Source organism: Saccharothrix sp. NBAS 001 (assembly GCF_056640475.1).
In genome coordinates, this window is the sequence record NZ_CM153251.1 from 9,771,355 (window position 1) to 9,790,324 (window position 18,970).

Annotated in this window: 15 protein-coding genes; 9 read left to right on the top strand and 6 right to left on the bottom strand. The window is 74.0% G+C overall.

The features are described from left to right. Nucleotides 1–83: 83 nt before the first annotated feature. The 3 genes from AC0HI0_RS44305 (at nt 84) to AC0HI0_RS44315 (ending at nt 3,921) form a co-directional block, all read left to right on the top strand. Nucleotides 84–719: a CHAP domain-containing protein gene (locus AC0HI0_RS44305; RefSeq protein WP_480929442.1), complete on the top strand. Its 636-nt coding sequence runs from the start codon at nt 84–86 to the stop codon at nt 717–719. A gap of 533 nt (nt 720–1,252) precedes the next feature. Further along, complete coding sequence (locus AC0HI0_RS44310) at nt 1,253–2,638, top strand: hypothetical protein (RefSeq protein ID WP_480929443.1); 1,386 nt, start codon at nt 1,253–1,255, stop codon at nt 2,636–2,638. After that, nucleotides 2,635–3,921 carry a hypothetical protein gene (locus AC0HI0_RS44315; RefSeq protein WP_480929444.1) on the top strand — a complete coding sequence of 429 codons (1,287 nt, stop codon included), beginning with the start codon at nt 2,635–2,637 and terminating at the stop codon, nt 3,919–3,921. Before AC0HI0_RS44310 ends, AC0HI0_RS44315 begins: the two co-directional genes overlap by 4 nt. 10 nt (nt 3,922–3,931) lie before the next feature. Here the strand turns inward: AC0HI0_RS44315 and AC0HI0_RS44320 are convergent, their stop codons facing one another. Together AC0HI0_RS44320 and AC0HI0_RS44325 are read right to left on the bottom strand one after the other, a co-directional pair. Then, nucleotides 3,932–4,492 carry a GNAT family N-acetyltransferase gene (locus AC0HI0_RS44320; protein WP_480929445.1) on the bottom strand — a complete coding sequence of 187 codons (561 nt, stop codon included), beginning with the start codon at nt 4,490–4,492 and terminating at the stop codon, nt 3,932–3,934. Beyond that, nucleotides 4,489–4,989, bottom strand: coding sequence for a YbaK/EbsC family protein (locus AC0HI0_RS44325; protein WP_480929446.1), 501 nt, complete (start codon nt 4,987–4,989; stop codon nt 4,489–4,491). The genes AC0HI0_RS44320 and AC0HI0_RS44325 overlap by 4 nt, the downstream gene beginning before the upstream one ends. A gap of 181 nt (nt 4,990–5,170) precedes the next feature. On the opposite strand from AC0HI0_RS44325, the gene AC0HI0_RS44330 reads away from it, so the two are divergent. Further along, nucleotides 5,171–5,596, top strand: coding sequence for an SAV_6107 family HEPN domain-containing protein (locus AC0HI0_RS44330; protein WP_480929447.1), 426 nt, complete (start codon nt 5,171–5,173; stop codon nt 5,594–5,596). Next, complete coding sequence (locus AC0HI0_RS44335; RefSeq protein WP_480929448.1) at nt 5,593–6,354, top strand: maleylpyruvate isomerase family mycothiol-dependent enzyme; 762 nt, start codon at nt 5,593–5,595, stop codon at nt 6,352–6,354. The genes AC0HI0_RS44330 and AC0HI0_RS44335 overlap by 4 nt, the downstream gene beginning before the upstream one ends. On the opposite strand, the gene AC0HI0_RS44340 is transcribed toward AC0HI0_RS44335, so the two are convergent. Next, nucleotides 6,355–7,929: an alkaline phosphatase D family protein gene (locus tag AC0HI0_RS44340; RefSeq protein ID WP_480929449.1), complete on the bottom strand. Its 1,575-nt coding sequence runs from the start codon at nt 7,927–7,929 to the stop codon at nt 6,355–6,357. A gap of 24 nt (nt 7,930–7,953) precedes the next feature. Between AC0HI0_RS44340 and AC0HI0_RS44345 the strand changes: the two genes are divergently transcribed. Further along, complete coding sequence (locus tag AC0HI0_RS44345) at nt 7,954–8,664, top strand: VOC family protein (protein ID WP_480929450.1); 711 nt, start codon at nt 7,954–7,956, stop codon at nt 8,662–8,664. A 42-nt stretch (nt 8,665–8,706) separates the two neighbouring features. Here AC0HI0_RS44345 and AC0HI0_RS44350 read toward each other — a convergent pair whose 3' ends face one another. Further along, nucleotides 8,707–9,744, bottom strand: a complete 1,038-nt coding sequence (locus tag AC0HI0_RS44350) for a helix-turn-helix transcriptional regulator (protein ID WP_480929451.1) — start codon at nt 9,742–9,744, stop codon at nt 8,707–8,709. Nucleotides 9,745–9,876: 132 nt separating this feature from the next. On the opposite strand from AC0HI0_RS44350, the gene AC0HI0_RS44355 reads away from it, so the two are divergent. Then, on the top strand, nt 9,877–10,530 hold the full coding sequence (locus tag AC0HI0_RS44355; protein WP_480929452.1) for a GntR family transcriptional regulator: 654 nt from the start codon (nt 9,877–9,879) through the stop codon (nt 10,528–10,530). Next, entirely contained in the window at nt 10,517–11,512 is a 996-nt protein-coding gene (locus AC0HI0_RS44360) for a 1-aminocyclopropane-1-carboxylate deaminase (RefSeq protein ID WP_480929453.1), read from the top strand. Before AC0HI0_RS44355 ends, AC0HI0_RS44360 begins: the two co-directional genes overlap by 14 nt. A gap of 30 nt (nt 11,513–11,542) precedes the next feature. Here AC0HI0_RS44360 and AC0HI0_RS44365 read toward each other — a convergent pair whose 3' ends face one another. Together AC0HI0_RS44365 and AC0HI0_RS44370 are read right to left on the bottom strand one after the other, a co-directional pair. After that, nucleotides 11,543–11,923, bottom strand: coding sequence for a VOC family protein (locus AC0HI0_RS44365; RefSeq protein WP_480929454.1), 381 nt, complete (start codon nt 11,921–11,923; stop codon nt 11,543–11,545). Between the two features lie 179 nt (nt 11,924–12,102). Further along, nucleotides 12,103–16,650 (bottom strand): ATP-dependent helicase, encoded by a 4,548-nt coding sequence (locus AC0HI0_RS44370; RefSeq protein ID WP_480929455.1) that lies wholly within the window; start codon nt 16,648–16,650, stop codon nt 12,103–12,105. 358 nt (nt 16,651–17,008) lie between these two features. Between AC0HI0_RS44370 and AC0HI0_RS44375 the strand changes: the two genes are divergently transcribed. Further along, complete coding sequence (locus tag AC0HI0_RS44375) at nt 17,009–18,928, top strand: Hsp70 family protein (RefSeq protein ID WP_480934527.1); 1,920 nt, start codon at nt 17,009–17,011, stop codon at nt 18,926–18,928. Nucleotides 18,929–18,970: the final 42 nt, after the last annotated feature.

Sequence of the window (18,970 nt, forward strand, 5' to 3'; positions counted from 1 at the left end):
CAGGCCCCGGTGATTCCGCTTCACTGCGTCGTCACCGGGGTTTCTGTTGCATATGCTGCGGGCACGAGTGGGAGGGGGGACGGATGGCCAAACGTCTCAGACGCTCCGCGACGGTGTTCGCCGCCGTGGGCGCGTTGGTGCTGGGCCCGGTGCTGAGCGCGGTGCCGGCACAGGCGCAGCAGCAGGAGCACGCACCCGACGAGTGGCGGATCCGGCTGGAGATCGTGGACTACGCGTTCAGCCAGATCGGCGCGAAGGAGAACGGCCCCAACGGCTACCCGCAGCGCTACCAGGACGTGGACCCGGACGTCCGGCGTCCGGTGGAGTGGTGCGGCGTGTTCGTGAACTGGGCGTGGACCAAGGCCGGCGTGCCGCAGCGCCCGTCGATGCGCCCGGCCGAGGGCGCGCCGGGCGTGGACCAGGGCCACTGGGCGACGTACTGGCAGAAGTGGGGCCAGGAGCACGGCCGCTGGAAGCCGCTGGCCGACCGCGACGTGGAGATGGGCGACGCCGTCGTGTACGGCAACTACCCGTCGATGGTCGCGCACGTCGGCATCGTGGTCGAGGTCAACTACGACGCCACCGGCCGGAGGGCGACCCACGTGCGCACGGTCGAGGGCAACGTGAGCGACCAGGTCGTCTACTCGAAGTGGCGTCGGATCTCGGACCTGAACGCGGGCCCCGGCCTCAAGGCGTCGGGTTTCGTGTCACCGTTCTAGGTCTCCGGTTTCCAGACCGCCGCGGGCGGCCGTCCACCCGGACGGCCGCCCGTCGTCGTCCCGGTCGGAACGCGGCCCCCGTGCGGATTGCCGAAGTGAAGATTTCCCGATGATTCCGCCGGCCTGGACATTGTCCGCCGGAGTTGGCCGCGAATGCCCGTCCGCCGGTCGCGGGCGGGTATTTTGCCGTAGTTCCACGGACGTTTCCCCGAATTTTTGAGGCCGCCCGGCGGCGACTCTTCGTAGTGGGTTTCGGCTGATCGGTGGTCTCGCGGGCCGATTTCGGCCGGTTTTCGAACGCGCTCCGTCGAATGCTCCGGGTCCGACCGGGTGGTATCGCCGGAGTTCGGCTCGGCTGTTGTGCTGATAGGGGTTCTTCGCGCTGCCCGGAGGTGCCAACGTTACCGACCCGGCTGTCCGCCACCCGTCGAGTGGGCTCTCTTGTCGAGCGCCTCTTGCGACGAGCAGTGATAGGGAGCGCCGTGCACGGTGTGGTTTTTCGCGGGCTTGACACGCTTCTCACACAATTGCAGGTGCTGCTGAATCGACCCAGGGCCGCGCGCCTCGACCAGCAGCCGTACGACAGCGAGAAAACGCGGTGGCACCACAGCCGGGAGCGGGCGCTCCCGCTCCTCTGCCTGGTCGGCCCGCGGGCTTCGGCGTGGGTCCGGGAGCTGGACGCGCGCCTGAAACCGGTCGCGCCGCCCAAGGTGCGCTACGCGACCGCCGACGTCGACAGCGCCGTCCGGGAGGTGCGCGAGGCCGACGCCAGGTCGAGGTCGGACGGCGACCCGGCGCTCGAACCCGGGCTGCTCCCGGTGCTGGAGGCGCTGTGCGGGCAGCTGGTCGGCGACCGGTTCGGGAGCCGGCGGATCAGGGGCTTCCCGACGTTGCGCCTCCTGGCCTGGATCGCCCGGCAGCCGGTGCGGTCGAGCACCACCCGCGACGAGCGGGCCGCCATCACGGCGTTGTTGAGGACGTGGCACCGCGCCAGGCTCGCGAACACCGCGGAGTCGGCCGCGCCGGTCCGGGTGACGGTGCCCGGCGGTGTCGAGTTCTCGCCGGGCGCGCTGGTGCGGCGGCTGCGCTACCAGTGGTGGATCAGGTTCGGGCGGGAGCGCTCGTGGATCATGCGCCAACCCTTCCTGACCCCTCGCCACTCCGGGTCGTTCATCGGGTTCGCCGAGTGGCTCGCGCGGGCGAGCCGGCGGGAGGACGCGCGGGAGGAGGTGAAGCTGCTCCTGGTGCACGCGTTCCTCCAAGACCTCCGGCGGGAGTTCGGCACGGGCACGTGGCGTCTGCGGCGCTGGCGGCACCCCGCGTACGTACTGGTGCTCCTCCAAGGCGTGACCGGGCAGAACGGCGGCTGGGAGCTGCTGCAACTGGTCAACGACGTGCGCAACCGCTCCACCGAGCCGGATCCCGTCCTCGTGGTCGCGACGGCCGACCACGTACCGTCGCGGTGGGCCGGCGAGGGCGTGGTGGAACCGGTCCACCGGCTGCCGAGGGTGATCGCGCAGTGGAGCGGACGACTCCCCGAGCGGCGTTTCGTCCTGCACCGCGACGCCCGCTTCGTCGTGGTCCGCGTGCCGGACGACGACGAGCCGGTGAGCGACCAGGACGAGACCGCCTGGTCCCGGATCGGCTACCCGCGACCGGCGCGGGTACCCCTGGCCGCCCGCGAAGCGGTCACGAGGACCGTGCTCGCCGTGGTGGTCGCGAGCCTGCTCGTCCCGGCGGGGCTGTGGGCCGTTCCCCGGCTGGCCGGGGGTTGCCTGCCGGGCGCGGGTGCCGGGGTGGCCACCCGGTGGGTGGACGGCGTGGCGGGGCCGGAGTGCATCGGCTACAGCGACCGCGACGGCCACCTGTTCGGGGACAACCCCGGCTGCTCTCGGCGCAGCGCGCAGTGCTGGAGATGAACGACGCGGCCCGCCTGCTCAAGGACGAGTCCCGCAACCGGCCGCTGGTCAGCGTCGTCTACTTCGGCGAGTTCACCAAGCCGGAGGGCCAACTGGGCGGGGACGACTCGACGATCGAGCAGCTGACCGGCCTGCTGCTGCTGCAAGCCGAGGCCAACCGGCGCAGCGACCACCCGAACGCGCTGCTGCGGGTCGTCGTCGCGAACGCCGGGTTCGAGATGCGCCACGCCAGGACGCTCGTCGACATGCTCACGCCGCTGCTGGTCCAGGACACGGCGATCATGGGCGCGGTCGGCATGGGGCGCACCGTGGACCCGGTGGAGGACGCCATCACGATGCTCGGCAACCTCGGCGTCCCCGCGGTGGCCACGACGCTCACCGGCACCGGGTTGACGCGCCGCTCCCCGCTCTACTTCCAGGTCGTTCCGGACAACCGGCAGCAGGCCGCGATCGTCAAGCGCTACGCCGACCGGGAGGGCCGCAAGCTCACCGTTTACCAACCGGCCCGGGTCGAGGGCGACGGGTACCTGGAGTCGCTGGGCGCGGAGTTGGCCAAGGTGGTCGACCCGGGCGCGTTCCACCGCTGGACCGACATCGGGCGGGTCGACCCGGTGTGCGGGTCGGACCAGGTGGCGTTCTTCGCCGGCCGGCAGGTCGACTTCGACACCTTCCTGCAGCGGGCGCTCGACCTGTGCCCGGACGATCCCCCGGTGGTCGTGGGCGACGACACCGTGGCGCGTTTCGTCGCGCAGCGCGACAAGCGCAACAAGCCGACGTTCGGGGGCAAGTCGATCCTCTACGTGTCACTCGGCCCGACCACCGTCCTGGACAACCGCGCGTGCGTCCCGTCGGACGGCCGGCAGGCCACCGCCCTGTGCCTGGGCCTGCGGGACCTGCTGGAGGGCGCCGAGGTGTACGGGCCGGCGGGGCGCGAGTTCGGAGCCGTGCTCCGCGAGCAGCCGCTGGTGTGGGTCGGTGAACGCCTCGGCCTGAGCTACGACAGCGCGGGCGTCCTGCTCCAGGCCGCGACGGCCGCCTACACCACGGGGCAGGGGCCGCACCGGGCGGCCGTCGCCCAGGAACTGCGCGAATCCGCCTGCGAGGAGCCGGTGGTCACGGCCCGGAACTGCTACGAGGGCCCGTCCGGGCGGATCGACCTGTCCAGGTTCCGCGACGGTCGCGACCGACCACCGGCCCTGCTGCGCCTGCCGGACGTCCGCGACGTCACCCGGCCCCCGGAGTGCGTTCTGCTGGTGAACGCGGTCCGCCCGTCGTGTTCCTGATCTCCGGTCCTCAGTCCAGCGGCAGGGTGCGGCCCAGGACGGCGAACGGCCTCGGGTCGCCGGTGAACTGGTAGTGCCGCAGCACGTCCGCGAAGCCCAGCCGGCGGTAGAGCCGCCACGCCTTGCTCGGACCCTCCGGGGTGGACAGCAGCACGCGGGACGTCGTCACGCCCGCCAGCAGGTTGCGCAGCAGGCCCTCGCCGACGCCCCGGCCCTGCTCGGTCGGCAGGACGTGCAGTTCGGTCAGCTCGAAGTAGTCGCGCATCCACTCCTCGACCGAGTTCGGCCCGGACACCAGGGTCAGGCCGTGCCGCACCTGCTCGTGCCACCACTGGCCCACCGAGCCCCGGTAGCCGTAGCCGATGCCGATCAGCTCGTCGTCCTCGCCGAGCGCCACCACGCAGCGCCAGCCGTCGCGCAGCATGTGCGCCAGCCACATCGGCGCGCGCTGCTCGGCCGTGCCCGGCGGGTAGTTCATGGCGCTGACGTAGAGCGCGAGCGCCTCGCCGAGCCGGGAGTTCAGCTCCCGCGCGGACAGCTCCACCAGCCGCTGCGACGGCGCGGCCGTCATCGGGCGACCTTCGCCGGGGTGCCGCCGGTCAGGTCGACCAGGCCGGCGTAGGTCGTCGGGAACACCGCGTGCGGGTGCCCGGCGGCGGCCCACACCACCTCGTACCGCTCCAGGTCGACGTCGACGAACGTCCGGATGGGCGCCGGGTGGCCCAGGGGCGACACGCCGCCGATGACCTGGCCGGTGTGCTCCCGCACGAAGTCCGGCTTGGCGCGGTCGATCCGGTCGGCACCCGCCAGTTCGGCCAGCAGGTCGGTGTCCGCCCGGTGCGCGCCCGAGGTGAGCACGAGCAGCGGGGCGACCTCCTCGCCGCGCACGGCGACGAACAGCAGGCTGTTGGCGATGGCGCCGACGGGCACGTCCACCGCCTGCGCGGCCTCGGCCGCGGTGCGGACGGCGTCGGCCAGGACGCGGATCCCGTCCGCCGCCTCGGGGTGGCCGGCCTCTGCCAAAGCCGCCGCCACCTTGCGGATGCCGGGGTGGTCAAGTGCGCTCACCTGTTCATAAGACCACGTGCGGCCGGGTTGAGGAGTGCCGGGTTCACGGGTTACGCTGGGCTTGCTCGAACATCTGTTCGAGCTATGCCTTGGTGGTGGGGCGGGGGAAGCGCCCCACCACCAAGTGCCGCCGTCTCCCCGCGGCGGTCGTCGCTGTCCCGACGCCGCGAGGAGGCCGCCGATGTCGACTTCCACCGACTTCCCCAGCACCCACCGGGTGCCGCTGCCCCTGCCGCCGGCGTCGGCCGTCAGCCTGCTCGCGCAGGCCCGCGACTGCGCCCGGGAAGCCGAGCGCGCGACCGAGCCCGCCGACCGGTTCGCCACCGCCTACCTGGGCGCGTTGCGCGCCGCCGCGGCTGTGCTGGCCCTGCGCGGCCGGCCGCACCGGGGCCGGGCCAAGCCGACCAGCGTGTGGGTGCTGCTGCCCGCGCTCGCGCCGGAGCTGCGGGAGTGGGCCGCGTACTTCGCGTCCTGCTCCGCGACCCGCGCGGCCGTCCAGGCGGGCATCACCCGGCGGGTGGACCGACGGAGTGCCGACGACCTCGTGCGCCAAGCGGCGCAGTTCACCGAGCTGGTCGACGAGATCATGTACGAGGGCAGACTGTGAGCAGGGGACTGGTCGGCTACGGCCGGCTGATCGACGCGGTGGCGGCGGAGGCCGAGCTGCTGGCGGCGTCGGCGCAGGGGCAGCGGCCGGAGCGCCAGGTGCCCGCGTGCCCGGGGTTGAACCTGGGCGAGACCGCGCGGCACGTCGGCAGCATGTTCCGGATGGTCGCGGCGTGGGTCCGGGAAGGGCGGCAACCCGTTGCGTGGCAACAGGATCCGCGGCCCGGCCAGACGCTGTCGGACTACCTGAGCGACGGCGTCGGGCCGCTGGTGGACGCGTTGTCCGAACGCGCCGCCGACGACCCGTGCGAGACGTGGTGGCCCGCCGAGCGCACCTGCGGGTTCTGGGCGCGGCGGCTCGCGCACGAGGCGACCGTGCACCGGCTGGACGTCCAGTCGGCGGCCGGCCTGCCGCTGGACCCGGTGCCCGACGACATCGCCGAGGACGGCGCGGACGAGGTGCTCTCGCTGTGGCTGGGCCACCGCCTGGACGTGCTGGGCGTGCGCGGCACCAGGGAGAGCACGGTCGCCGTGCGCACCGGCCGCCGGGTGTGGCTCGCCCGCACCGGCCCGGAACCCGCGACCGCGTGGCAGGCCGCGCCGGAGGAGGCCGAGTCGGCGGACGCGGACGTCACCGGAGCGCCGGCGCTGGTCTACCGCTGGCTGTGGGGCCGCATCCCGGACCGCGAGGTGGAGACCACCGGCGACCACGACGCGATCGCGCAGCTGTGGGCGTTGCTGCGGCTGGCGACGAAGTGACTAGAGCGCGAGGTCCGCGCTCTCCACGAGACCGTCGGCGGTGGCGGTCTCCAGGCGGTAGCGGGCGCTCCGGCCGGCGATCTCCAGCACCGCCACCGAGTTGCCGAAGTGCGGCCCGCTGACCCGCCGCCACGAGACCGGGTCGGGCGACACGCCCGCCCGGTCCGCCAACCACCGCAGCACCCGCGCCAGCGGCCTGGACCAGGACGCGCGGAACACCACGCGGAAGATCTTCGGCGGGTCGTTGTGCACCGGCGAGCAGACCAGTTGCAGCACCGCGGACTTCGTCGGCTCGGCGAACTCGGCGCGGGCCGCGTAGCTGTGGTGGACGTCGCCGGACAGCACGCAGATCGTGCCCGGCGCGTCCGCCGCCCGGCCCAGCCGGTGCAGCAGGCGGGCCAGCCGCTCGAACGACGCCCGGAACGCCGGCCAGTGCTCCAGGTCGCCCACCTGGCGGATCTTCTCGCCGAGCCGCCCGCGCCTGCCGGGGCGGGCCGCCTCGCGTTCGTTGAGGGACTGGAAGTGGCTCAGCGCGTGCGGCATCAGCCACGGCAGCGACGAGCCGATCAGCAGGTGGTCGACCTCGCCCTCGGTGTTGCGCTCGATCCAGTCGAACTCCTCGTCGCCGACCATCAGCCGCTGCGGCCCGTCCAGGATCCGGCCGCTGCGGGTGTCGATGACCAGCAGCCGCACCCGGCCGAAATCGCGCCGGTAGCTCCAGCGGGTCGACTTGCGGCCCTCCACCTCGCGGTCGGCCTGCTCGGCGAAGTCCTCCAGCAGGCCCTGCACGTCGCCGCCGGCGTTCTGGACGGTGGCGAACAGCTCGTTGTCGGCGAGTTCGGCCGGGCCGAGGTTGCCGATGTGCTGGTAGACCCAGTACGACGCCAACCCGGCCCGGATCCGCTGCCCCCACCAGGGTTTCTCGGCCATCTGCGCGCGCCACGTGCGGGAGGTGTTCCAGTCGTCCCGGATGTCGTGGTCGTCGAAGATCATCGACGTCGGCAGCACCGACATCAGCCAGCGGATCTCCGGGTCGGCCCACGACTCGTGGTACAGCTCGGCGTACTCGCGGAACGACACCACCTCGCCCGCCGGCTCCGGCCTGCGCTCCGCCAGCCACTCGCGGATCCGGGGCGTCGGCTCGTCGGCGTACACCTGGTCGCCGAGCAGCAGCAGGGCGTCCGGCCAGCGCTGCTCGGGCCAGTCCTTCATCCGCGCGGCGAAGGCGTCCAGCGCGTCCGGTCCGAGTCGGTCGTTCTCGGTGCCGCCCTTGGCCGCGCGGCACGACCCGAACACGAGCTGCTTGGCCGTGCCGGTGCGGATCCTCGGCGCGGGGAACTCGTAGCCGGGCTCCGGCCAGGCGGTCCGACCGTCCAGCCGCACGTCGTAGGGCGTGGACGTGCCGGGCGTCAGACCTGTCACGACGACCAGCGCGAAGTGCTGTTCGTCCACCTGGAACGTCGTGGCGCGGTGCCCCGCCACGGTGACCTCGCAGGCCGCGTCGGTCTCCACCCAGACGGTGGCCGACGTGGCGTCGACGTGCCGCAGCACCGGACCGAGCACCAATTGCGCCATGGGCGCAGACGTTACCGTCGGAGCATGACGACGAGGCTGTGCGATGTCGTGGTGGATTGCGCGGACCCGGCCGCCTTGGCGCGATTCTGGTCGAAGCTGCTGGAACGCCCGGTGATCGGCGAGACCGCCGACGAGGTGGACGTGGCGCTCGACGAGTCGGTGGAGTTGGCGTTCGTGCCGGTCGCGGACCCGAAGTCGGTGACGAACCGGCTGCACCTCGACCTGGCGACGACGTCGCCGGAACACCGGCAGTGGCTGCTGGCGCGGGCCCGCGGGCTGGGCGCGGTGCCGGTGGACATCGGGCAGGGACCGGTGCCGTGGGAGGTGCTGGCGGACCCGGAGGGCAACGAGTTCTGCGTGCTGGAGCCCCGGGACGAGTACCTGGGGACCGGACCGGTCGCGGCGGTGGTGGTCAACGCGGTGGATCCCGGCGCGCTGGCGCGGTTCTGGTCGCGGGCCACCGGACTGGCGGTGACCCGGGAGGGCCCGGGGTTCGCGTCGCTGCGCCGGGAAGGCGGGTTCTGGGTCGAGTTCGTCCGGGTCGCCGAGCCGAAGGCGGTCAAGAACCGGGTGCACCTGGAGGTCGCGCCGCCCGTCGACGGCGACCTGCCCACCGAGGTAGCCCGGCTGGAGGCGTGCGGCGCGGTACGGGCCGACGTCGGCCAGGGCGTCGTGCCGTGGGTCGTGCTGGCGGACCCGGAGGGCAACGAGTTCTGCGTCCTCACGCCCCGCTGACCGGCGCTTCGACGCCGAGCGGCGGCGCGGTGGCCGGGGGTGTCAGCCGGACAGCGCGGTGACGAGTTCGTGCCGGCCGTCGGCGGCGGTCTTGCGGAAGATCGACTTGAAGTGGTCGTTGACGGTGTGCACGGACACGTCGAGGCGGCGGGCGATCTGCTTGGGCACCGCCCCGTCGAGGAGTTCGGTGACCACCTGGCGCTCCCGGGCGGTCAGGCCGTACCAGTCGGCGAAGACCGGGAGCAGCCGCGCGCCGGACGCCGCCTGGAGGACCACCGCGACGTCGCCCGAGCCGTCGGGGTCCACGGCCTGCGCGTGGAAGGCGACCCACCGGCCGAAGGCCACGGCGGGCCCGTGCACCAGGGCGACCGGCGCGCGGGGGTCGCGGGCGTGCCGGCGGGCCTGGACGGCCAGCGCGGCGAAGAAGACCTCCGCGACCCACTTCTGCCGGTGCCGCGCGCCGCACGGCTGCCACCGCATCGCCTCCGGGGTGGCCGCCCGCACCTTGTCGTCGGGGCCCACGATCACCACGCCCGGCGCCTGGGCCGGTCCGGGCGGGGCCAGCGGGCCGCTGGTGACGTACCCGCGCAGGGCCGCGATCAACGCCGGTCCCAGTTCCGCCACCCGGTGCACGTCGTCGGTGTCGAACGCCCTGCGCCCCCGCGCCCGCAGCAGGCTCAACGCGCCCCACACGCCGTGCGAGTCCCGCAGCAGGAGCCGCAACTCGCCGCCGATCCCGTGCTCGGCGAACAGCCGCCGGGTCGCCGGGTCGCGCTCCCGGCCGTCGATCACCCCCGCCGGCACCACCCGTCGGGCCAGCACAGGCCAGCGCAACGGGTCCGCCCGGTCGACGCAGTGCAGCGCCCACGCCCGCGCGAAGTCGACGTCGTACCCGTGCAGGAAGCCCAGCGGCACCGTGCCGTCCGCCGCCGAGGGCGCGGTCGCGGCGAGCCGCACGCCGTCGTGCGGCACCACGGGGGCGAGCGCCCGCGAGATCTCTTCGCCCAGTTCGTCCGCGTCCACCCGCTGCACCGCCGCTGCCGACAACTCGCGCAGCAACCGATCCCCCGACCGAGTCATACGGCCGAGTGTGGCCCGCCGGTCGGAGGCGGAGGAGGACAACGCGGCCACACCACCCGCTCGGGTCATCCGGCGGTGGTCGCCGGTGGCGGGGGTCTGGCGTCGGCTGGTGGAGCCGGGTTAAGGTCCGGTATGCAATATATCAGTCGGGCGCTGTACCGGGACCAGGCGTTGAGCGCGATCCGCGCCGCGATCCTGGACGGCGACCTCGCGCCCGGCGCGCCCGTCAAGGACGTCGAACTCGCCGAACGGCTCGGCCTGTCGCGGACCCCGGTGCGCGAAGCGCTGGCGCGGCTGACCGATGAGGGCCTGGTCGAGTCGAAGCCGCACAGCTACACGCGCGTCACCCCGCTGGACACCGCGCCGGTCCGGGACGCGCACGCCGTCATCCAGGCCATGCACGCCCTCGCCGCGCGGCTCGCCGTGCCGGGGATGGGCGCGCCGGAACTCGACGCGATGCGCGCGGCCAACGGGCGGTTCGCCGCCGCGCTGGCCGCCGGGGACGTCGCCGCCGCGCTGGCCGCCGACGACGAGTTCCACGACGTGGCGGTGCGGGGGAGCGGGAACTTCGCGGTGATCGCCACCATCGAGCGCTACACCCCGCTGGTGCGCCGGCTGGAACGGCTGCGGTTCGCCGCGCCGCCCGGACGGCACTCGGTGGCGATGCACGACGAGATCATCGCCGCGTGCGCGGCCGGTGACGCCGAACTCGCGGCGCGGCTGGTCGAGCGGAACTGGGCGACGTTGGCCGACCTGTTGGAGGAGTACGACCATGGCACTGGGTGATTTCGCGCGGTTCCCGCTGACCTTCGGACCGTCTCCGGTGCACCCGCTGGAGCGCCTCACCAGGCACCTCGGCGGGGCCGCGGTGTGGGCGAAGCGGGAGGACTGCAACTCGGGCCTGGCCTACGGCGGCAACAAGACCCGCAAGCTGGAGTACCTGGTGGCGGACGCGTTGGCGACCGGCTGCGACACGCTGGTGTCGATCGGCGGCGTGCAGTCCAACCACACCCGCCAGGTCGCGGCCGCGGCGGCGCGGGCCGGGCTGAAGTGCGTGCTGGTGCAGGAGAGCTGGGTGGACTGGCCGGACGCGGTGTACGACCGGGTGGGCAACATCCTGCTCAGCCGGCTCATGGGCGCGGACGTCAGGCTGGTGGAAGCGGGCTTCGGCATCGGTGTGAAACCCGCGTGGGAGCAGGCGATCGAGGACGTCCGCGCCGCCGGCGGCACGCCCTACGCGATCCCGGCGGGCGCGTCGGACCACCCGCTGGGCGGCCTGGGGTTCGCGGGCTGGGCGGCGGAGGTGCGCCGGCAGGAGGCGGAGGCGGGCGTGCGGTTCGACACCGTCGTGGTGTGCTCGGTGACCGGCAGCACCCAGGCCGGGATGGTCGCCGGGTTCGCGGGCAGCGGCCGGCGGATCATCGGCGTCGACGCGTCGGCCGAGCCGGACGACACCCGGGCCCAGATCACCCGCATCGCCCAGGCGACCGGGAAGCTGCTCGACGTCGAGGTGCGGGCCGAGGACGTCCTGCTGGACGAACGCTTCCACGAGGGGATCTACGGCGTGCCGGGCGAGTCCACCGTGGCGGCGATGAAGCTCGGCGCACGCCTCGAAGGCATGATCACCGACCCGGTGTACGAGGGGAAGTCGTTGGCGGGCCTGGTGGAACTGGTCTCGTCCGGCGAGATCCCCCGCGACTCCACGGTCCTGTACGCCCACCTGGGCGGCCAACCGGCCCTCAACGCCTACAGCGCCCTCTTCCGCTGACCCGCGCCACCCCGACCCGGCGCGGTGGCCTCAGAGCGCGGCGAGGCGGGCCTTGAGCAGGCAGAACTCGTTGCCCTCGGGGTCGACCAGGACGTGCCACTGCTCCTGCCCGGTCTGGCCGATGTCGGCCGGCCGGGCACCGAGCGCCAGGAGGCGTTCGAGTTCGGCGTCCTGGTCGCGGTCGGTGGGGTTGACGTCGACGTGCAGCCGGGACTTGCCCTTCTCCGGCTCGTCCCGGTAGCTGAGGATGATCGTCGGCTGCGGGCCGCCGAACCCCTCGCGCGGCCCGATCTCCAGCGAGCCGTCGTCCTCGCGGTCCAGCACGACGTAGTCGAGGACCTCGCACCAGAACCGCGCCAGCGACTCGGGGTCGCGGCAACCGAGCACGAGTTCGCTGATCCGGCATGCCATGGGTGGAACCCGCTCTCAACTCGTGGTCCGACGTCCCGGGTGGCACCGCCGAACCGCGACTCGCCACCCCCGGTCCCGATCATAGGTTCCCGGCCGGATCCGGCCGGGTGCGCCGGCGCACCCGGACCGACCGAGGTGGCGTGACGTCGTGGCGCCCGCAGGTCGCAGCCGGGCCCGGGTCAGGTGCGCAGGCGCAGTCCCTTCGGCGTGGCCCGGAAGCCCGCTTCCTGGAGGACGCCCGCCAGGCGGGAGCCCAGCGCCACCTCCCCGTCGGCCCGCTGCACCGCGAGCCGGCCCAGCCAGCCGTCGCGCACCGCCCGGCCCAGCGCCTGCGCGGCGGCGCGCAGGACCTCCTCCTCGTCGGTGAACGACAGCAGCGAACGCCCGCCGCGCTCCACGTACAGCGCGACCACGCCGTCCACCAGCACGGCGAGCGCGCCGGACTTGCGGCCCGGCCGGTGCTTGCCCTCGCCCACCTGGTCGGGCCACGGCAGGGCCGCGCCGTAGGGCTGGGCCGGGTCGGCGGCGGCCAGCACGACCGCCTGCGGGGCACCCACGTGGTCCTGGCCGGGCGGCCGGGACAGCGCCCGCAGGCGGTCCACCGCGCCCTTCGCCGCGAACTGCGCCGCGCCCAGGCCCTCCACCACGTAGCCGCGCACCACCTGGCCCGACTCCTCCATCGCCCGCAGCACCCGGTACACGCCGCTGAACCCGCCGGTGACGCGCTCGGTGTCCAGCGCGCCCCTGGTCAGCACGCCGTGCCGTTCCAGGAACGCCTCGGCCCGCGCGTGCGCCCGTCGGGTCGGGTCGGTCGCGGGCACCACGGCCAACGACCAGCGCCCGCCGACGGTGGGCGGGCCGGTGCGGCTGGGCAGGTCCGGCCGGGCCGCGCGCATCCGGGCGTAGCGGCCCCTCGGGGCGGTGCGCCGGGGTTTGTGCGCCGTGCCGCCGCCCGCGACCAGGGCGCGCAACGGCGACAGGGTGTCGTTGGTGACCACGCCCGCCCACACCAGGTCCCACAGCGCGCCCACCACGTCGCCGTCGGTCGTCGGGCCCTGCAACGACACCCGGTCGACCACCTGGCGGAAGAACAGCGCGCCGCCGGCCAGCGCCTCGACCACGGCGGTGTGCAGCGACGACTCCGGGACCGCCTCCGGCACCAGGTCGGGCAGCAGCAGGTCGGCCACGTCCGTCGGGGCCAGCGCGATCCAGCCGTCGCCGCCCGCCAGCGAACCGCAACCGGTCCACGTCACCTCGCCGGACGCGGTCAGCTCGTCCAGCAGCGCCGGCGTGTAGCCGGGCAGCCGGGCGGGCAGCAGCAGCGACTCCACGGCGCTCGCGGGCAGCGGCGCCCCCGCCAGCTGCTCCACCACCGAGTACACGTCGTCCACGGTCGGCGCGCCGCGCAGCCGCCGGCCCACGCCGTGCCAGCTCGGCAGGAACCGGCCCAGTGCGGCCGGCTCCACCGGCTCGACCTCGGCGCGCAACCGGGCCAGCGACGCCCGCCGCAGCCGGCGCAGCACGTCGGCGTCGCAGAACTCGGTGTGCGTGCCGCCGGGCCGCAGCTCGCCGCGCACCAGCCGACCCGCGCCCGCCATCCGCTCCAGCACGCCGGTGACCACCGCGACGCCCAACCCGAACCGCTGCGCGGCCTCCGCCGCCGGGAACGGCCCGTGCGTTCGCGCGTACCGGGACAGCAGGTCGCCCAGCGGGTCCGCCACCGGCTCGGTGAACGCCTCCGGCACGCCCACCGGCAGCGCCACGCCCAGCGCGTCGCGCACCCGGCCCGCGTCCTCGATCGCGATCACCCGCTCGTCGCCCGCGATCCGCACCCGCAGCGCCCGCCGCTGCGCCACCAGCTCGGTCAGCCACTCCGGTCGGATGCCGCGCGCCGCCGCCTCCGCCTCGGACAGGTCGCCCAGGAACCGCAGCAGGTCGGCCGCGCCTTCGACGTCGCGCGCGTGCCGCTCCGGGGCCAGCCGTTGCAGGGTGCGCTCGACCTCCTCGACCACCTCCGGGTCGAGCAGCTCCCGGATCGCCTCCGAGCCGAGCAGTTCCGCGAGCAGCGCCGAATCCAGCGACAGCGCCGCCGCGCGCCGCTCCGCCAGCGGCGCGTCCATGTCGTAGAGGAACATCCCGACGTACCCGAACAGCAGGCTGCGCGCGAACGGCGACGGGGCCGGCGTCTCCACCTCCACCACGCGCACCCGCCGCGCCCGCACGTCGGTCATCAGCTCCCGCAGACCGGGCACGTCGTACACGTCCTGGAGGACCTCGCGCATCGCCTCCAGCACCACCGGGAAGCTCTCGTACTTCGCCGCCACGGACAGCAGCTGCGCCGACCGCTGCCGCTGCTGCCACAGCGGGGTGCGCCGCCTCGGGTCGCGCCGGGGCAGCAGCAGCGACCGGGCCGCGCACTCCCGGAACCGGGCGGCGAACAGCGCCGAACCGCCCACCTCCGCGACCACGACCTGGTCGACCTCCTCCGGGTCCAGCAGCACGTCCTCCGCGCCCGCCACGACCTGCGCGCCGTCCAGGTCGACCGCGTCCGGCAGCCGCACCACGATCCCGTCGTCGGAGTGCGCCGTCTGCGCCTCGATGCCGCGCCGCTCGCGCAGCCGCGCGGTGATCGCCAGCGCCCACGGCGCGTTCACCTGCGCCCCGAACGGCGAGTGCACCACCAGCCGCCAGTCGCCCAGCTCGTCCCGGAAGCGCTCCACCAGCACGGTCCGGTCGTCGGGCACGTGCCGGGTCGCCTCGCGCTGCTCGGCCAGGTAGGCCAGCAGGTTCGACGTCGCCCACCCGTCCAGCCCCGCGCCGGCCGCCCGGTCCGCCGCCCGCGCCGGGTCCATCGTGGACACCTCGCGCAGGAACTTCCCCAGCGCCCGCCCCAGCTCCAGCGGACGCCCCGGCGCGTCGCCCTTCCAGAACGGCATCCGCGCCGGCTGGCCGGGCGCGGGCACCACGATCACCCGGTCGTGGGTGATGTCCTCCACCCGCCACGACGAGGTGCCCAGCAGGAACGTGTCGCCCACCCGCGACTCGTAGACCATCTCCTCGTCCAGCTCGCCCACCCGCGAGCCGGGACCCTTCTCCGACGCCGGGGTCATCACGGTGAACAGCCCCCGGTCCGGGATGGTGCCGCCGGAGGTCACCGCCAGCCGCTGCGCCCCCGGCCGGCCGCGCAGCTCGCCGTTGACCCGGTCCCACGTGATGCGCGGCCGCAGCTCGCCGAACTCCTCGCTCGGGTACCGGCCCGCCAGCATGTCCAGCACCGCCTGCAACGCCGACTCCGGCAGCGCGGCGAACGGCGCCGCCCGCCGCACCAGCCCGGCCAGCTCCGCCACCGGCCACGGCTCCATCGCCACCATCGCCACCACGTGCTGCGCCAGCACGTCCAGCGGGTTGCGCGGGTACCGCACGGCCTCGATCGCGCCGTCCCGCATCCGCTCGGCGACCACCGCGCACGACACCAGGTCGCCCCGGAACTTCGGGAACATCACCCCGCGCGACACCGCGCCCACCTGGTGCCCGGCGCGGCCGACGCGCTGCAACCCGGACGCGACCGTCGGCGGCGCCTCCACCTGCACCACCAGGTCGACCGCGCCCATGTCGATGCCCAGCTCCAGCGACGACGTCGCCACCACGCACGGCAGCCGCCCGGACTTCAGCTCCTCCTCCACCGCCGTCCGCTGCTCGCGCGACATCGAGCCGTGGTGCGCGCGGGCCACCACCGGCGCGGTCTGGGTGGTGAAACCGGACTGGCCGACCGCCTCGGCCGGGAACCGCTCCGGGACCTCGGCCGCCTCCTCGGCCAGCTCGTTGAGCTTGGCGGTGAGCCGCTCGGCGAGCCGGCGCGAGTTCGCGAACACGATCGTGGACCGGTGCGCGCGGACCAGCTCCAGCACCCGCTGCTCCACCGCCGGCCAGATCGACGCCCGCTGCTCCGCGCCCGACGCCGACCCGGTGACCTCGCCGGTCGGCTCGCCGAGCGCGGACATGTCCTCGACCGGCACCTCCACCCGGACCTCGATCGTCTTCGCGGACTTCGGCTGCACGACCCGGACCGGACGCCCACCGGCGAGGAACGCGCCCACCTCCTCGACCGGGCGGACCGTCGCGGACAGCCCGATCCGCTGGGCCGGCCGCTCCAGCAACGCGTCCAGCCGCTCCAGCGACAGCGCGAGGTGCGCGCCGCGCTTCGTGCCCGCGACCGCGTGCACCTCGTCCACGATCACCGTCTCCACCCCGCGCAGCGACTCGCGCGCCGACGACGTGAGGATCAGGAACAGCGACTCCGGCGTCGTGACCAGCACGTCCGGCGGGCGGCGGGCGAACGCGCGGCGGTCCTCGGCCGGGGTGTCACCGGTGCGCATCCCGACCGTGACGGACGGCTCGGGCAGGCCCAGCCGGTGCGCGGCCTGCCGGATCCCGGCCAGGGGCGCGCGGAGGTTGCGCTCCACGTCCACCGCCAGGGCCTTCAGCGGCGACACGTAGAGCACCCGGCAGCGGTGCCTGGGGTCCTCCGGCGCGGGGGACGACGCGAGCCGGTCCAACGCCCAGAGGAACGCGGCCAACGTCTTGCCCGACCCGGTCGGCGCGATGACCAGCGCGTGCTCCCCGGCGGCAGCCGCCTCCCACGCGCCCGCCTGCGCCGCCGTGGGCGCGGCGAAGGCCCCGGCGAACCACTGCCGGGTCGCGGGGGAGAAAGCCGCCAGTACATCCATGCCGACCATCATGAACCGGGGGTACGACAGTGTGGGATTTGAGCCGCCTTCGGCGGCTCGGGCTCGGCCGCCTGGAAGTCGGCGGCTCGCGCCTGATTTCCCGTCGATCGAAAAGCGTGATCGCCGGGAAATGAGGCGCGAACCACCGACGCGGCCTCGCGGTGCGGGGCTGGGAGGGAGAGGTGGGGAAGGGGCTGGGAGGGAAGGGGCTGGGAGGGGGAGGGGCTGGGAGGGGGAGGGGAGAGCGGGGTGGAGTGGGGTGGGGTGGGGGAGAAATCTGTCACGAAATACCGACGCTGCTTCGTGTGGTGGGGGCTTGTGACAGGATCTCTGCGGTTCGAACGTGTAAGGGGTGACTGTGCGCGTCCTGTCCGTTGACCTGGGCACTTCCAATACCGTCGCGGTGCTCGCGGCGCATGGTCGCCCGCCCAGGGTCGTCGAGGTGGACGGGTCCGCCACCATGCCGTCGGCCGTGTACTGCGAAGAGGACGGCTCGCTGGTCGTCGGCCGGGACGCCGAGCGGCGGGCGCGGCTGGACCCGTCGCGGTTCGAGCCCAACCCCAAGCGCCGGGTGGACGACGGGACGTTGCTGCTCGGCGACAACGTGGTGCCGGTCACCGACGCGCTGGCCGCCGTGCTGCGCCGCGTGCTGGAGGAGACCACCCGCCAGCTCGGCGGCGAGAAGCTGGACGAGGTCCGGCTCACCCACCCCGCCCAGTGGGGGCCGACCCGGCGCAACGTGCTGGTGTCCGGGGCCCGGCTGGCGGGCGTGACCACGGACATCGTCCTGGTGCCCGAGCCGGTCGCGGCGGCCTCGCACTACGCGTCGCTGTCGGTCGGCCAGGCGCTGGCCGTGTACGACCTGGGCGCGGGCACGTTCGACGTGGCGATCGTCGGTGCGACCCAGAACGGGTTCACCGTGCTCGCCGAGGACGGTCTGTCCGACCTCGGCGGTCTGGACGTGGACCAGGCGCTGTTGGAGCACGTGGGGCGTCAGGTGTCGCACCGCGACCCGGCGGGCTGGCAGCGGCTGCTGCGGCCCGAGTCGACTGCGGACCGCCGTGCGCGGCGTGCGTTGCAGGAGGACGTGAGGGCGGCCAAGGAGTCGTTGTCCCGGCACGCGCACACCGAGGTGCCGATGCCGGAGCCGTTCGAGGACGTCCTGGTCAACCGGTCCGACCTGGAGGCGCTGGTCCGGCCGAGCATGCTGCGCAGCGCGGAACTGCTGGCCTCGACGATCCGGTCCACCGGCATGGCCCCCAACCAGCTCGCGGGCATCTACCTGGTGGGCGGTTCGAGCCGGATCCCGCTGGTGGCGACCATGATCACGGAGCAGGTGCGGGTGGTGCCGACCAGCCTGGACCAGCCGGAGACGGCGGTCGCGCTGGGCGCGCACCACGTGCCCAAGGACGGCGTGACGCCGCGCTCGGACCAGCAGCGCCCGGTCAAGGTGACCAACGAGCCCGCCACGGTGGTCACCAAGCCGGTGACCGGCCCGAACCCGGTCGCGACCGCCCCGTACCCGCCGAACCCGACCGCCAGCGGCCCGTACCCGGTCAACCCGGCGATCAGCGGTGCCTACCCGGTGAACCCGGCGGTGAGCGGCCCGTACCAGGTCAACCCGGCGGTCAGCGGCCCGTACCAGGTGAACTACCCGCAGACGGGGCCGCAGCAGTTCAACTTCCCGAGCGTCACGCCGCGCGCGCAGACGCCGCAGAAGAAGAAGCCCAATAAGAACGTGCTCATCGCGGCCGGCGCGGCCGTGGTGGTGGTGCTGGCCATCGTGGGCGGCCTGTTCGCGTTCGGCGGCCCCGGCGTGCCCGACGCGCAGGAGTGCAAGGCCGACACGGAGAAGGACGCGCAGGGCTTCACGCAGTGCCTCAGGCAGCTCGCGGGCAAGGTGCCGGACACGAACACGTGCAAGGCGGGCGGCGCGGCCGGCGTGTCGGGCATCAGCGCCATCAAGGGCACGGTGGTGAGCTGCGCGGTCCAGGACGACTACTCGGTGCAGTACATCCTCACCGAGACCGTCACGGGCGCGCAGCAGGGCGCGGACGCCGTGATCCGCTCGTTGAAGACGGACATGGTCGAGGCGGAGTGGGCGGGCAACGGCCTCAAGGGCAAGTACCGCGCCGCTGCGGACGGCGGCGTGGGGCTGCTCGCGTTCACCGCCGACGACCGGCCGTTGCTCGGCATCGTGACCAAGAGCGGCGGCGGCGACCTCACGGCGGACACCGTCGCGTCCTTCTTCGAAAACACCGTTCAGCCCGGTACCTGACCCTTACGGAGGCTGTGCCTGCGCCGTTCGGCCTGGCACGAT

Excerpts from the sequence above, each read along its gene's own strand:
- AC0HI0_RS44315 (WP_480929444.1), top strand. The coding sequence starts at position 2,635 with ATGAACGACGCGGCCCGCCTGCTCAAGGACGAGTCCCGCAACCGGCCG.
- AC0HI0_RS44345 (WP_480929450.1), top strand. The coding sequence starts at position 7,954 with ATGACGACGAGGCTGTGCGATGTCGTGGTGGATTGCGCGGACCCGGCC.
- AC0HI0_RS44370 (WP_480929455.1), bottom strand. The coding sequence starts at position 16,650 with ATGGATGTACTGGCGGCTTTCTCCCCCGCGACCCGGCAGTGGTTCGCC.
- AC0HI0_RS44365 (WP_480929454.1), bottom strand. The coding sequence starts at position 11,923 with ATGGCATGCCGGATCAGCGAACTCGTGCTCGGTTGCCGCGACCCCGAG.
- AC0HI0_RS44330 (WP_480929447.1), top strand. The coding sequence starts at position 5,171 with ATGTCGACTTCCACCGACTTCCCCAGCACCCACCGGGTGCCGCTGCCC.
- AC0HI0_RS44340 (WP_480929449.1), bottom strand. The coding sequence starts at position 7,929 with ATGGCGCAATTGGTGCTCGGTCCGGTGCTGCGGCACGTCGACGCCACG.
- AC0HI0_RS44350 (WP_480929451.1), bottom strand. The coding sequence starts at position 9,744 with ATGACTCGGTCGGGGGATCGGTTGCTGCGCGAGTTGTCGGCAGCGGCG.
- AC0HI0_RS44305 (WP_480929442.1), top strand. The coding sequence starts at position 84 with ATGGCCAAACGTCTCAGACGCTCCGCGACGGTGTTCGCCGCCGTGGGC.
- AC0HI0_RS44355 (WP_480929452.1), top strand. The coding sequence starts at position 9,877 with ATGCAATATATCAGTCGGGCGCTGTACCGGGACCAGGCGTTGAGCGCG.
- AC0HI0_RS44360 (WP_480929453.1), top strand. The coding sequence starts at position 10,517 with ATGGCACTGGGTGATTTCGCGCGGTTCCCGCTGACCTTCGGACCGTCT.
- AC0HI0_RS44320 (WP_480929445.1), bottom strand. The coding sequence starts at position 4,492 with ATGACGGCCGCGCCGTCGCAGCGGCTGGTGGAGCTGTCCGCGCGGGAG.